This is a genomic window from Granulicella sp. 5B5, from assembly GCF_014083945.1.
Classification (GTDB): domain Bacteria; phylum Acidobacteriota; class Terriglobia; order Terriglobales; family Acidobacteriaceae; genus Granulicella.
Genome location: NZ_CP046444.1, coordinates 893198 through 907003, shown reverse-complemented (window position 1 = coordinate 907003; position 13806 = coordinate 893198). Strand labels below are relative to the sequence as shown.

Genomic DNA, 13806 nt, shown 5'->3' with positions numbered 1-13806 from the left:
GAGGGCTTATGCCTGTGCTGCGTCGCGTTGTTTTGCTGATCTGGATGGCTGTGTTTGTGAGAGCTGCGTGGGGGCAGGCCATGCAGCATCCGGGTGTGCTGGTGAGTGGAACGCAGCTGGCGTATGTACGGGCGCAGATCAAGGCGAAGCAGGAACCGTTCTATAGCGAGTATCAGAAGGCGGTTGCGAGCGAGTATGGTGCTCTCGATTACAAGAGGAAGGGCCCGCCTGCGGATGGGGTGATCGACTGCGGGCCGTACTCGCACCCGGACAATGGGTGCCACGCCGAGGACAGCGATGCGAGTGCCGCGTATCTGCAGGCGCTGTTGTGGAACCTGACCGGCGATCACCGGTATGCGGAGAACGCAATCCGCATTGTGAATGCGTATGCGAAGACAGTGAAGGCGTATGCGAACAGCAATCAACCACTGCAGGCTGCGTGGAGTGACGAGGTGTGGCCGCGGGCGGGTGAACTGCTACGGTATAGCCACTCGGGCTGGAAGCCGAAGGATATTGCGGCGTTCACGAAGATGCTGACGAAGGTGAACCTGCCGGAGATCTATAACGGATCAGGCGGCAACGGAAACTGGGAACTGAGCATGATTGACGCGATGATGGGGATCGCGGTATTCACCAACGATCGGCCGTTGCTGCAGCATGCAGAGGGGCTTTGGCGGGAGCGTGTGCCGGCGTATTTTTATAACTTCGAGCTGGATGGGCCGCATCCGCGGCCGGTTCCGCGCCGCGCTCCGCCGCGCAAAGACAATGACGTGAATTGGTACGGGACTACGGACTTGAATGCGAGTGTCGATGGCATGGCGCAGGAGACGTGCCGCGATCTTGGGCATACGGGATATGGCATTGCCGCTACGACGTATGCGGCGGAGACGGCCCGAATACAGGGCGACAAATTGTTTGAGGCGGAAGAGAAGCGGCTGGTGCCGGCGCTGGAGTTTCATGCGCGTCTGTACCTGAGGCAGGACCCTGTGCCGGCGCTAGTTTGCGGCGGCAAGGTGAAGCCGGGCAATGGATACACGTTCGCGGTGGGCTATGCGGAGTATCACGATCGGCTCGGCGTGGATTTGCCTGAGACCAAACTGTGGCTGGAGCATGTTGAGCAACAGCCGGTGCCGGTGGACATCCACATGATGGTGTTCGAGCCGTTGACGGACGCGAAGGCTGCTCCTGCTACGGGCAATTGAGCAGCTTGCGCTGATACACTCCCATCCAGATATACGTGCAACTTGGTTGCAAGGGAGAACACTGCCTGATGGCCGATCGTACGACGTTTAGCCCGTTTGTTTCCGCGGATGAGAGCCCAAAGGAGTTGACGTTTCGGGCGCTGGCAATTGGCGCTGTGTTTGGCGTGATCTTTGGCGCGGTGACGGTGTATGTGGGGCTGAAGGCGGGGTTGACGGTGGCGGCGTCGATCCCGATCTCGGTGCTGTCGATCTCGATTCTGCGGGTGTTTGGGCGTGCGTCGATCCTGGAGAACAACATTGTTCAGACGACAGGCAATGCGGGGCAGTCGATTGCTTCGGGTGTGATCTTTACGCTGCCGGCGCTGATCTTCCTGGGGTTCGATCTGGAGACTTCGCGGATTTTTGCGTTGGCGTTGTTTGGCGGATGGCTGGGCGTGTTGTTCATGATTCCGCTGCGACGACAGTTGATTGTGGAAGAGCATGGGACGCTGGTGTATCCGGAGGGAACGGCGTGCGCGGATGTGCTGAAGGCCGGGGAGCAGGGCGGGTCGTTCGCGAGCCGCGTGTTCCTGGGGTTGGGGCTGGGCGCGGTGTATGCGCTGTTTCAGAATGAGAACCTGCTGGCGTTGTTTCCGGGAACTCCGAACTGGTCGCCGGACTTCGATCCGAATGGACAGCAGATTCTGAAGGGCGCGGCGATCCGCGCGGATGTGACGCCGGAGTATCTCGGTGTCGGGTACATCATTGGGCCGCGCGTGGCGGCGATCATGCTGGCGGGCGGTGTGTTCAGTTGGCTGGTGCTGATGCCGGCGATTGTGTTTTTTGGGAAGCATTTCAATGCGCTGCTGTATCCGGGGACGGTGCCTATCTCGCAGATGGACCCCAGTGATCTGTGGCGGACGTACGTGCGGCCGATGGGTGCGGGTGCGGTGGCGGCGAGTGGCTTGATTACGCTGCTGCGCACGATGCCGACGATTGTGAGCGCGCTGACCGCGGGGTTCGCAAAGATGGGGATCAAGAAGGCCGCGGTGGCGGACCAACCCAAGCGCACGGAGGATGACCTTTCGATGGTGGTGGTGGCGGGTGGGAGCCTGCTGCTGGTGGTGATGATGGTGTTGTTTCTGCAGTTCAAGCCAGTACCGGGGGCGCAGGTGGGACTGTTCGCAAACATTGCGGCGGCGCTGCTGGTGGTGGTGTTCGGATTTCTGTTTGTGACTGTGAGCGCGCGCATCGTGGGCATTGTGGGGTCGAGTGCAAGCCCGGTGAGCGGGATGACGATTGCGACGCTGATGGCGACGTCGGCGATCTTTCTGGTGAAGGGATGGACGGCTCCTGCGTTTGGCGCGCTGGCGATCACGATTGGTGGCATGGTGTGCATTGCTGCGTCGAATGCGGGGGACACGAGCCAGGATTTGAAGACGGGATTTCTGATTGGCGCGACGCCGTGGAAGCAGCAGGTGGCGGTGATGGTGGGGGTGATCGTGAGCGTGTTTGCGATTGGGCCCACGCTGACGGCGATGAACCGCGGGTATGAGAGCTTCAGGATGATGCCGCAGCCAAAGGCGTTGTCGTTGGCCGCGCTGCCGGCAGGCGTGCAGAATGAGGGCGTGTTTCCGCGGGACTCGTTCACGCTGACGGTGTCGGGCGCGAAGGTGACAGGCACAGGGGCGACGGTGAATGGTGCACACAAGTACGTGCTGCTGAACTCGATTGGCGCGAACACGCTGGAGGATGGGAAGTATCTTTACGACCCGGCGACACAGAAGATCGAGGTTCAGTGGGTGCAGGGCATTGGCAGCGAGGATGTGGCGGCGCCACAGGGGAGGTTGATGGCGACGGTGATCAATGGCATCCTGAGCCGCAGGTTGCCGTGGAGCCTGGTGCTGCTGGGCGTGGCGCTGGTGGTGGGCATCGAGTTGCTGGGGGTTCGGTCGCTGACGTTTGCGGTGGGTGCGTACCTCTCGATTGGGACGACGCTGGCGATCTTCTGCGGTGGCGCGGTGCGATGGCTGGTAGATCGTGCGGCGGAGAGGTCGGGACAGGTTGCGAAGACTGAGGCTGAGAAAGAGGTCTCGTCGGGAAGCCTGCTGGCTTCAGGGCTGATTGCCGCGGGCGGCATTGTGGGCTTGACCGGTGTCGGGTTGAAGCTGTTGGAGAGTGTGACACATAAACCGACGCCGCATTTCAGCTCGACGAATCCGCTGTACAAGGACTGGGTGAGCGTGGTGGCGTTTGCGTTGCTGGCGTATGGGCTGTACTACTTTGCGAAGAAGCCGATGCCGTCGGAGACGATTTTGGAGACGGTGGAGAGAGACGAGGCTTAACGGCTTGTAGGGCGATGTTCCGTATAGCGGAGGTTGTAGAGAAACTGTGCGGAGTGCGTGGGAGAGAATGTGTCGTAGAGGTTCTCTATGACACGTTCCGGAAGTGCTTTGAGCCGATGTGCCGCGGTGTTGATGGTGGCTTGCGGATCGTATTGCCTGGTGGCGCAGCAGGCACAGAAGCGAGTTGTAGTTCCGTTCCATGAACCTGATCCGCTGGCCTTCGATGACCATGCAGGCTTCACCCAGATCTTCGACGGCAAGACGCTGAAAGATTGGGATGGTGATCCGACGGTGTGGCGGGTCGAGAATGGCGCGATTGTGGGTGAGTCGTTTAAGGACAAGCCGCGACCGAACAGCTACATTTCGTATCACGGGAGCGAGGCGAAGAATTTTGATCTGAAGCTGGAGATCAAGGTGGAAGAGGGTGGCGGCAGCGGTATTCAATACCGCAGCAGCGTGGGCAAGCCGTGGCTGCGTGGGTTTCCTGCGGGCACGCCGACGCCGAACCTGAACTGGATGATGACCGGGCCGCAGGCGGACTTCTGGTATCCGGTGAACCCGCAGCATTTTTCATACAACGGCCAGATCTACTCCGAGAACACGCCGCTGGGGATTGAGGCGTATCTGGGGCAGGTGGTTGAGGCCGAGCCGGGTGTGACGAAGAGGCTGGTTGCCAATATCGGCGATCGCCCTGCGCTGAGCGGCTACGTGAAGATCAACGATTGGAACCAGTACGAGATCATCGCGCGCGGCGGCGTGTTTCTGCACATTCTGAATGGGCAGCTGATGACTGTGCTGATCGATGATGATCCGGCGTCATCGAACAACGCGACGGGGTTGATCGGCATTGAGCTTGAAGGGCAGCCCTCAAAGGTGTCGGTGCGGAACGTGTGGCTGAAGAAGTTCAAGTGACGCAGCCAACACCTTTGAGTTAGAGCCCTGGATGCTTACAGCTCAAGGATGATGGGCATGATGAGCGGGCGACGGTTGGCGTTCTTCTGGATGAAGCGCTTGAGGTCGCCGCGGATCTTGTCCTTCATGACGCCGTAGTCGCGGCGCTCTTCTTCGCTGGAGGTTTCGAGGGTGCGCACGACGATGTCGCGGGCGTTGCGGAGGAGTTCGGGATCGTCTGCCGCGAAGCCGCGGGTGGTGATTTCGGGTGTGCCTTCGACCTGGCCGGTGCGGCGGTTGATGGCGATGATGGGGAGGAAGACGCCGTCTTCGCCGAGGTGCTTGCGGTCGCGGATGACGGTGTCTTCGACGACGTCAGCGGTGGAGTTGTTGTCGATGCAGACGCGGCCGACGGTGACCTTGCCGGTCTTCTCGGCTGACTTGGGATCGACGGTGAGGACGTCGCCGTCCTCCATGAGGATGACCTTCTCGGGGATTCCGGTGGCGGAGGCGAGCTCGACGTGGCGCTTGAGGTGGCGGTAGTCGCCGTGGACGGGGATGAAGAACTTTGGACGCACGAGGTTGATCATCATGCGCAGCTCTTCCTGCGAGCCGTGGCCGGAGACGTGGATGAGGCCGTTGGTGCCGTCGTCGTGGATGACGCGGGCGTCGCGGCGTTCGAGGTGGTCGATGACGCGGTAGATGGCCTTTTCGTTGCCGGGGATGACGCGCGAGCTGAGGAGCACTGTGTCGCCGGCGTCGATCTTGGCAAACTTGTGGTTGTCGACGGCGGCGCGGGAGAGGGCGGACATGGGTTCGCCCTGCGTGCCGGAGATAAGGATCAACAGCTTGTTCGCTGGAGTGTCGCGGATCTGGCCGGGGTTGATGATGAGGCCGGGGGCGGGGTCGAGATAGCCGAGGTCCTGCGCGATCTCCGCGGAGTTGTCGATGGAGCGGCCGATGAGCGCGACCTTGCGGCCATGCTTCTGAGCGAGGTCCATCGCGATCTTCATGCGGTGGATCGAGGAGGAGAAGCAGGAGAAGAAGAGCTTCTTCTTCGTGGCGCCGAAGATGTCGTCGAGGCGCGGGATGACAGCCTTTTCGCCCGGGGTGAAGCCGGGGCGATCGACGTTGGTGGAGTCCTGCAGGAGGACGAGCACGCCCTGCTTGCCAAGGTCGGCGAAGGCCTGAAGGTCGAAGGGATGACCGTCGGGTGAAGAGAGATCGATTTTGAAGTCGCCGGTGTGGAGGACGATGCCGACGGGGGTGTGGATGGCGAGTGCTACGCAGTCGACCAGCGAGTGCGTGACGCGGATGGGGTTGATGCTGAAGGCGCCGAGGGTGATGCGGTCGCCGGGAAGCATCTCGATGAGCTCGGCATCGTCGAGGAGGCGGTGCTCTTCGAGCTTGCCTTCGACGTAGGCGAGGGTGAACTCGGTGCCGTAGACGGGTACGTTGAGCTCAGAGAGTATCCAGGGGAGGCCGCCGATGTGGTCTTCGTGGCCGTGGGTGAGGACGATGCCGCGGACCTTGTCGCGGTTCTCGATGAGATAGGAGATGTCCGGGACGACGATATCGACGCCGAGGAGCTCTTCTTCGGGGAACATGAGGCCGGCGTCGATGACGAGGATGTCGTCGCCGAAGCGGAGAGCCATGCAGTTCATGCCGAACTCACCGAGCCCGCCGAGCGGGATTATTTGCAGTTTTTCATTTGCCATGGACTTTCAGTCTACCGCACTATGCAGCGGCGGCGAACGGGGAAGTCCAAGCGGTGAATCAGTTTCCATGAGATAGGGGTTCGAGATCTTCAGGCGTGAGGTTGACGCGGGCGCGGCGGACGGCGCGGCCACCGATGAATCCGTTGATGGTGCTCCAGATGGCGATGAGGAAGAAGAACCAGCCGGCGTCACCGGCGTGATCCGGTGGAAGGAGTTGTGCCATCAGCGCGCAGAACAGACCGATGATGGCATCGCCGAGTTTGTCGACGAAGTCGCTCATGGTCATGGCCGTCTCTACCGGGTTGAGCTTGAGCACGTGGCGCTGACGCCAGGCGTTGAGATAGAGGGCGGCTAGGCAGAAGTAGATAGCGGCAAAGCCCACGCCGTAGACAGTCATCACTTCGCGTGGCTGGTAGGGGTTGGTGAAGGCGCCAGGGCCGATGTGAGAGCCGGTGGTGACGGAGAAGAGGAACTTGAGTGGATAGACGTAGAAGAGCACCGAAAAGAGCAGGGCGCAGTTGATCCAGATGGTGCTGAGGTCGTGCAGACCGTAGCGGCGGAAGAAGCGGAAGTGCGCGAGCCAGACGAGAATGAGGAAGAAGAAACAGACAGCGAAGGGGAAGAAGCCCAGCAGGGCTGCATGGAACTCGTCGTAGGTGCGGGGGACTTCCAGCGAGACGACGAGAAGGGTGAGCGCGAAGCCAAAGACGACGTCGGAGAAGCCGTCGATGCGGGACATGGACGTCCCGCGCAGGCGGAAGCCGTCTTTGGCGATGTGCTGGTTGAGGGCTTGCATGGGCAACAGCGTATCAGGTTCGCGCCGGGTGTATGAGGTAAACGTTAGATGGCGCGGAGCAGACGGCCGGGCAGGGTGAAGATGGCTCGGAGCAGCTCCAGGACGCCATCGACGGCGATGCCCACGATGCGGAAGGGCAGCAGAAGCAGCCAGACGATGGGGTAGAGCACGATCGCGAGCAGGGCCAGCGGCCAGCAGAAGATGAGCAGGATGACGAAGAGCAGGACCTTCATGGGAAACTCCTTCCTTCTTCAGTACGTGGGTGTTGTGCTGGAGGTTCCCGCGGCTAGCGCAGGAGGTCCTCCAGGGTGGTGGAGAGTTCGGTTTTTTCATCGCGGTATTTGACGATGATGGGGGTGTAGACGCTGAGGCCGAGGTCTTTGCCGGGGCCGTGGGTGATGGCGCGGCTGCCAGCTACGACGACGGCTCCTGAGGGGATGATCAGAGGCGCGTCAGCTGTTGCCTTGAGCACCGTGTTGTTGGGCAGGTCGTAGACCGGGGTGCCGCGGGTGAGGATGACTCCGGCGGCGAGGACGGCGCGGCTGCGGACGATGGTGCCCTCGTAGACGCCGGTGTTGCCGCCGACGAGGGCGTCGTCCTCGATGATGACCGGTGAGGCGTTGACCGGCTCGAGGACTCCGCCGATCTGTGCGGCGGCGGAGAGGTGGACGCGCTTGCCGATCTGGGCACAGCTGCCGACGAGGGCGTGTGAGTCGATCATGGTGCCTTCATCGACGAAGGCGCCGACGTTGACGTAGGCCGGGGGCATCATGACGGTGCCTTTGGCGAGGTGTGCGCCGGCGCGGACGCTGCTGCCGCCGGGGACGATGCGGATGCCGTCGTCCGGGATGAAGCGGCGGACCGGGTAGGTGGCCTTGTCGACGAACGACAGAGCTGCCTGGCCGAGTGGGTGCTCGCCGTCCATCTGGGTGAGGGCGCCGAGGCGGAAGCCGAGCAGGATGCCGCGCTTGACCCAGGGGTTGACGCGCCAGCCGGTGGGTGCGGTCGCGTCGGGTTCGGCGGAGCGAAGGCGACCGAGCTCGAGGGCCTCGCGGAGAAGCTCGAAGGTGTAGATCGCGTCGTTTTCGCCGATGGCGGCAGCGCCCTGGGCGAACCAGTGCTCGATTTTGGGTTCCAGAACATGGGGGCTAGCGTGGGTCATGATTAGCCCGATTGTACGGGAGAGCCGCAGTGGATTTTCCGGTCCACTGGGATGCCTACCCTCCCCTGGTTTTGCGGGTATGATCCGCAGCCAATTGGAGTTAGGCTCGTAACCAGTTTGGTGGTTACCGGGCCGGTGGAGGCGTTCGGTTGTCAAATAAAGTTGCTGGCGACACTGGACTGCTGGAGGAAGAGCCCAGCTCGGCCGCGCAGTCTTGCCTCTGTTTCTATTGTACGAGGCGTGTCAAGGCCTCGGGGCGGTGGCGGTGGCGTCGGCGGCGAGGGCCTTCGGGGTCCAGCCTTCGAGGGTGTAGAGGGTGTGGTTCTTTTGCCAGTCCGATTCGGGGACGGCTTCGAGTTGCTCGCGGGTGAGGCCGGGAAGGTTGAGGTCGAGGGCGAGAACTCCGCCTTCCTTCTGCTCGACCTGGTAGCCCTTCGAGATGCGGACACCGGTTTTGGCGACCCACTCGGCGGCGCGGATGGTGGGGAAGGCGTCGATCTGGGCGTCGGTCCAGTTGGGGAAGTGGAGCTGGTGGTTGAGCCAGAGGGCGGCGGGGCGGGTGACCCAGCTGGGACGGTGGCCGGCTTCGGGGAACCAGATGGTTTCGGGGAGATTGGTCTGCGAGCCGGTGATGGCGGCGATGCGCAGACGGAGGGCGGCGAAGAATGGCTCCTTCTCGTTGAACTTGGTGATGAGGGAGTCCTGCTCGCCGTTCATGATGTAGGTGGGGCCGGATTGAGCGCGGAGGGCGTAGAGGACGGCGCCTCTTTTATCCGAAGTGCCAGAGGCGGCGCCGAGGAAGTCGAGGGCTTTGTAGGGGCCGGACTGGCAGTTGAGCTTGGGGCTGGAGTCCCAGTATTCGTTGTGGCCGTCGAGGTTGCCGCCACCGGAGAGGACGGCAGCGCGGATGCGTGGAAGCTGCGGGCCGGCGAGTGCCGAGGCGAGGATCGCGTGGAAGGAGCCCATGGAGTAGCCGAGGACGGCGATGCGGGTGGTGTCGACGTCGGATCGCGAGGCGGCGTAGCGGACAGCTTGCATGACGTCTTCGATCATCCAGCCACCGACGCGTTCTGGATGTTTGAGGCCGGGGATGGGCTTGTCGTGCTCGCCGGTTTCGGAGCCCTTGGTGATGGAGCGCTCGAACTCACCGACGGGGTCGTAGGTGACGACGACGGCGCCGGCGGTGGCGTAGAGCAGGCCGGTGTAGACGGCGTACCAGGAGCTCTTGTCGCCGCCGTGGCCGTTGACCACGACGATGGCGGGGAGCTTGCCGTGGGTGTGCGTTGGGACGTAGACGATGGCGGGGACTCGCTGACCGAACTGCGTGGCGAAGGTGATGTGCTCGACGCGGATGTTGGGGGTGGCGAGGAGAGAGCCATAGGCATGGGTGTGGAGCGGCGGCAGGGGGTCGTCGATGTAGAGGGCGTGTATGGCTTGCTGGCGGAGGTGCTCAAGCTGGGCTTTTGGGGTGGATTGGGCGAGAAGCAGATTTCGTGCGGGAATGACAAACAAGAAAAGCAAAAGCAGAAGCGTCTCCCGCGAAGTCCGCAAAGTGAGCGAAGTTTCGCTACGGCGGGGCTGTTGGAGACGAGTGTTGTTTGGCTCGGGCTTAAGGGAAGGGGTCATGGGGTGGGTTGTTCGATATGGACGACGAGGTAGGTGATCTGGTGGCCGGGGGCGACGATCCATTGGTGGGGGACGCCGGCGGCGAAGTGGATGACGTCTCCGGTGGTGATGGGGACGGTGGTGCCGTTTCTGATGCCGGTGCCGCGGACCTCGTGCGGGGAGGTGCGTTTGGGGTCGATGACTTCGCCGCCGTAGATGAGGGTGGCTTCGCCGCTCTGGACGATCATGACGTCGGCGGTGGTCTCATGGACTTCGGCGATGCCGGAGGTGGTGTGGACGGTAATGGAGAGGCCGTGGTTGCCGAAGTCGTCCTTGTGTTTGATGCCGAGGGGTGAGATGCCGTGCGGCCAGATGGTGACGGGTGGTGGCTGCGGCGTTTGAAGCAGGGCGAGAAGGAGGAAGAGCATGGGTTGGTCCTTAGAAGCAGATTCCTGCGGGAATGACAAACAAAAAAGCAAAAGCAAGGGCAAGTGCGTTCCCGCAAAGTACGCCAAGTTAGCTAAGGTTCGCCACGGCGGCGGTGGCGATGTTTGAAAGCTATTCGGCGTCTTTGAAGTTGGCGGGTTTGATGACTTTCATGACTTCGTGTTTTTTGATGTAGTCGGGGTCGATCTCTACGCCTACTCCGGGGCCGGTGGGGACGGTGATGACGCCGTCGGCGTTGGAGCGGAGCGTGGAGGTGGCGCACTTGTAGGGGAGATCGTTGTTGAACTCCTTGAACTCGTGGTACGGGCCGGAGTTGGTGATGGCGGAGACGAAGTGCATCATGTAGAGGTAGCCGAGACCGGTGGAACTGATGTGCGGGATGCACTGCTTGTTGAGGACGGCGGCCATGCGGGCGACCTTCATGCAGCGGCACATGCCGCCGAAGTAGAACATGTCCTGCTGGACGATGCCGACGGCATTGTGGGCGAGGACGTGGCGGAAGTTCCAGGTGGAGGGCTCCTGCTCGCCGAGGGCGATGGGGATCTCGAGGGCGTCGGCGACCTGCTGGAGGCCGTCGTAGTTGTCGAAGGGGACGGGCTCTTCGTAGAACGCGTACTTGTACTGCTGCATGAGTTTGCCGATGGGGATGGCTTCTTCCGGCGTGTAGGAGCCGTTGGCGTCGGCGGAGATGACCATCTGGTCGCCGAAGGTTTCGCGGACCATGGGGATGAGGCGCGCGCTGCGGTCGGGCGGGGTTTCGATGTGCGACATGCGGCCGCCGAGTTTGAACTTGATCGCCTTCGCATGAGAGATGGCGACGTCGCGCTTGAGGTGCGCGATGGTCTCTTCCGGGGAGATGTAGCGCTCGCCGTTGGCCTGGTAGACGGCGATTTTGGGGTTGTGGATCTTGTCGGAGATGAGCAGGCCGATGGAGCGGTTGGACATCTTGCCGAAGAGGTCGAGGATGGCGAACTCCAGCGTGGCGAGCGGGACGAAGACGGCGAGGCCGGTGGCTTTGTAGTTGGACTGGTAGACCATGGAGAGGTCGAGGAGGCGTTCGAGGTCGCGGACGTCCTGGCCGAGGAAGAAGGGTGCAACGCGGTCCACGAAGATGGGATAGAGGGACTTCATCTGCTGGGCGTTGGAGATGGAGATGCCTTCGGCACCGTTGGTGGAGCGGACGCGGCAGAGCCAGGAGTTTTTGTAGTGGAGGAGCTCGATGGAGTCGAGTACGACGGGGTTGGGGAAGAGCTCGCGTCTGAAGACGGGGCGGGCGAGCTCGGCGTTGAGTTTGGTGTAGTTGGCTTCGAGCTCGGTGGCGGAGAGCGTCCTGTGGGTGTGGCGGGGGATGGCGGCGGAGGCTGGGAGCGCGGCGGCTGCGGCGGTGGCGAGGCCGGTCTTGAAGAGGTCGCGACGGGTGGTTTGCATGGATGTCCTCGTTGAGGACGATAGCTGTCAGACAGCATGGCTGTCGAGAGGGGTGCCAAGAGGATTCCGATGGGTGGTACCGGTTTGATTCGGGTTGCGGCAGGTGCGATGCTGGAGAGATGAAGCGTTTGACGTTGTTGGCGATGATGGCTGTGTTGGGGCTGGCGGGTGCGGACCGGGTTGTGGCGCAGAGCGGGGCCCAGGAGAAGGGCGCGTGGCGGGCGGCGAGCAAAACAGCGCAGTCCGTTACGGGTGATGTGTACTTTGGAGGGGATAAGATGGCGATCAACTTCTCGTCCTATGTGATCGCGGAGATTCGGGACCTGAAGCCGGCGGAGGTGAAGGCTACGTTCGATATGGATGGCGATCCGGTGGAGGGGGGAAGGCTGTATCGGCTGAACATTCCCGGAACCAAGAAGTTTGTGCACAAGAACACGCTTTGCGGCAGCGAAGATACGCAGTGGATGGTGAGCTATACGGACGGGCGTAGCCTGCAGCTTGCGTTCTTTTCAGGGACGGCGATGCCGGTGCTGACGGGCGAAGGGATGATGAACGCTACGGACCTGTGTGGGACGTTTATGTACGAGCGGTAGTGGGGCGCCTCGACAGCCTGGAGGGATGCGGAAGAGAGCTCCCGCCAAGGGCGCGAAGTGAGCGAAGTTTCGCCACGGACGCTGTGGCGAAGGGCAAGAGCGCGGGTGGCGGCAAGAGCCAGGTTGGCTAGGGGAGCAGGCCGAGGCTGGTGAGGAGCGTCCGGAGTTTAGTGCGGGTGGCGTCGGTGACGGGGACCATGGGGAGGCGGAGGTTTTCTGAGCCTCGGCCGAGGAGGGCGAGCGAGGTCTTGATGGGGGAGGGGCTGGGCTCGATGAAGTGGGCCTGCATGAGGGCGAAGTAGCGCGCGTTGAGCTGGCGTGCGGTGGCCCAGGCTTCTTGAGTTCCGGTGAGGGCGGCGGCGATCATCTGCGACATGGGGCCGGGGATGGCGTTGGAGGCGACGGAGACGAGTCCGACGCCGCCGAGGGCGATGACGGGGAGGGCGAGGGCGTCGTCGCCTGCGAAGACTTTGAAGTCCGCCGGGGCCTGGGCGAGGAGTTCGGTGATCTGGCCCATGACGCCGGAGGACTCCTTGATGCCGACGATGTTTTTGAGCTCGGCGAGGCGGAGGACGGTTTCGGGGAGCAGGTTGGTAGCGGTGCGGCCGGGGATGTTGTAGAGGAGGATCGGCAGGTCGACGGCTTCGGCGATGGCGCGGAAGTGCTGGTACTGGCCTTCCTGCCCGGGGCGGTTGTAGTAAGGATTTGCCGTGAGGATGCCGGTGAGGCCGGTGAGCTTGGCGAGCTTCTTGGCGTTGGCGACGGCCTGCGCGGTGGCGTTGTGCGTGCATCCGGCGAAGATGGGGACGCGGCCGGCGGCGGCTTCGATGGTGATCTCGATGACGCGGAGCCACTCCTGCTCGGTGAGGGTGGAGGCTTCGCCGGTGGTGCCGCAGGGGATGAGGAGCGAGACGCCACTCTCGATCTGCCACTGGACGTGGGCGCGGAGAGCGGGCTCGTCGAGGGAGCCGTCTTGAGCGAAGGGAGTGACGAGAGCGGTGCCGCAGCCGGAGAGGTTCATGCCGAATGTGAGTTTACAGCGAATGGGTGTGGGTGTTTTGCGTCATCTCGACGATCTTGCGTGGCGGGATGAGCCAGAGGATGGCGACGGCGATGAGCATGGCGAGGGCTGCGTAGGGTGAGACGTAGGCCATGGGGATGGCTCCGAGGTAGAGCGCGGAGGAGATGAAGAGCTTGGCGGGGCTGTCGGCGGAGGTGGCGCCGCTGCGGCGGCAGATGATCGCGGAGAGCACGTTCCACGCGAGCGCCGGGAGGACGGAGACGACGGCGTAGAGAGCGATGGAGAAGGACGAGATGCCGCGCTCGCCGACCCAGCGGGCCGCGAAGGGGAAGAGCGAGAGGCAGAAGAGGAAGGTGAGGTTGGCCCAGAGCATGCCGTGGGTGACGGTTTCGGCGTCGTCGAGGAGGTAGTGGTGGTTGACCCAGTAGATGCCGACCTGGACGAAGCTGAGCAGGTAGATGAAGAGCGTCGGCGCGACGGCGTGGAGGCCTTCGAGGTTGCTGAGGTGCTCGGCAGGGACGTGGAGATCGAGCACCATGATGGTGATGATGACGGCGATGACGCCGTCGGAGAAAGCTTCCATGCGCGCGGTAGTGAGACGGTCGTCTGCCATATGGAG

Annotated in this window: 13 protein-coding genes; 4 read left to right on the top strand and 9 right to left on the bottom strand. The window is 62.6% G+C overall.

The window, feature by feature from the left end:
• Window positions 1-8 precede the first annotated feature (8 nt).
• The 3 genes from GOB94_RS03965 (at window position 9) to GOB94_RS03955 (ending at window position 4438) form a co-directional block, all read left to right on the top strand.
• The gene (locus tag GOB94_RS03965; protein WP_182277604.1) at window positions 9-1202 is read left to right on the top strand and encodes an alginate lyase family protein; all 1194 of its coding nucleotides are present in this window, start codon (window positions 9-11) and stop codon (window positions 1200-1202) included.
• A gap of 68 nt (window positions 1203-1270) precedes the next feature.
• The gene (locus GOB94_RS03960; RefSeq protein WP_182277603.1) at window positions 1271-3526 is read left to right on the top strand and encodes an oligopeptide transporter, OPT family; all 2256 of its coding nucleotides are present in this window, start codon (window positions 1271-1273) and stop codon (window positions 3524-3526) included.
• A gap of 87 nt (window positions 3527-3613) precedes the next feature.
• The gene (locus GOB94_RS03955; RefSeq protein WP_220464991.1) at window positions 3614-4438 is read left to right on the top strand and encodes a DUF1080 domain-containing protein; all 825 of its coding nucleotides are present in this window, start codon (window positions 3614-3616) and stop codon (window positions 4436-4438) included.
• A gap of 35 nt (window positions 4439-4473) precedes the next feature.
• On the opposite strand, the gene GOB94_RS03950 is transcribed toward GOB94_RS03955, so the two are convergent.
• From GOB94_RS03950 to GOB94_RS03920, 7 genes are all read right to left on the bottom strand, one after another.
• Window positions 4474-6135, bottom strand: a complete 1662-nt coding sequence (locus tag GOB94_RS03950) for a ribonuclease J (protein ID WP_182277602.1) — start codon at window positions 6133-6135, stop codon at window positions 4474-4476.
• 58 nt (window positions 6136-6193) lie between these two features.
• On the bottom strand, window positions 6194-6931 hold the full coding sequence (locus GOB94_RS03945; protein ID WP_220464990.1) for a TMEM175 family protein: 738 nt from the start codon (window positions 6929-6931) through the stop codon (window positions 6194-6196).
• A 44-nt stretch (window positions 6932-6975) separates the two neighbouring features.
• Window positions 6976-7164: a hypothetical protein gene (locus GOB94_RS03940; RefSeq protein WP_182277600.1), complete on the bottom strand. Its 189-nt coding sequence runs from the start codon at window positions 7162-7164 to the stop codon at window positions 6976-6978.
• Window positions 7165-7217: 53 nt separating this feature from the next.
• Window positions 7218-8093 (bottom strand): 2,3,4,5-tetrahydropyridine-2,6-dicarboxylate N-succinyltransferase, encoded by an 876-nt coding sequence (locus GOB94_RS03935; protein WP_182277599.1) that lies wholly within the window; start codon window positions 8091-8093, stop codon window positions 7218-7220.
• Between the two features lie 243 nt (window positions 8094-8336).
• Complete coding sequence (locus GOB94_RS03930; protein WP_255484217.1) at window positions 8337-9614, bottom strand: alpha/beta fold hydrolase; 1278 nt, start codon at window positions 9612-9614, stop codon at window positions 8337-8339.
• 101 nt (window positions 9615-9715) lie between these two features.
• A complete protein-coding gene (locus GOB94_RS03925) occupies window positions 9716-10126 on the bottom strand; it encodes a hypothetical protein (RefSeq protein ID WP_182277597.1) in 411 nt (136 codons plus the stop codon).
• A gap of 130 nt (window positions 10127-10256) precedes the next feature.
• A complete protein-coding gene (locus GOB94_RS03920; protein ID WP_182277596.1) occupies window positions 10257-11573 on the bottom strand; it encodes a mandelate racemase/muconate lactonizing enzyme family protein in 1317 nt (438 codons plus the stop codon).
• A 119-nt stretch (window positions 11574-11692) separates the two neighbouring features.
• Here GOB94_RS03920 and GOB94_RS03915 point away from each other — a divergent pair, with 119 nt between their 5' ends.
• Window positions 11693-12166, top strand: coding sequence for a hypothetical protein (locus GOB94_RS03915; RefSeq protein WP_182277595.1), 474 nt, complete (start codon window positions 11693-11695; stop codon window positions 12164-12166).
• Between the two features lie 127 nt (window positions 12167-12293).
• On the opposite strand, the gene dapA is transcribed toward GOB94_RS03915, so the two are convergent.
• The gene (gene dapA, locus GOB94_RS03910; RefSeq protein WP_182277594.1) at window positions 12294-13187 is read right to left on the bottom strand and encodes a 4-hydroxy-tetrahydrodipicolinate synthase; all 894 of its coding nucleotides are present in this window, start codon (window positions 13185-13187) and stop codon (window positions 12294-12296) included.
• A 13-nt stretch (window positions 13188-13200) separates the two neighbouring features.
• Window positions 13201-13800: a TMEM175 family protein gene (locus tag GOB94_RS03905; RefSeq protein WP_182277593.1), complete on the bottom strand. Its 600-nt coding sequence runs from the start codon at window positions 13798-13800 to the stop codon at window positions 13201-13203.
• Between the last annotated feature and the right edge of the window lie 6 nt (window positions 13801-13806).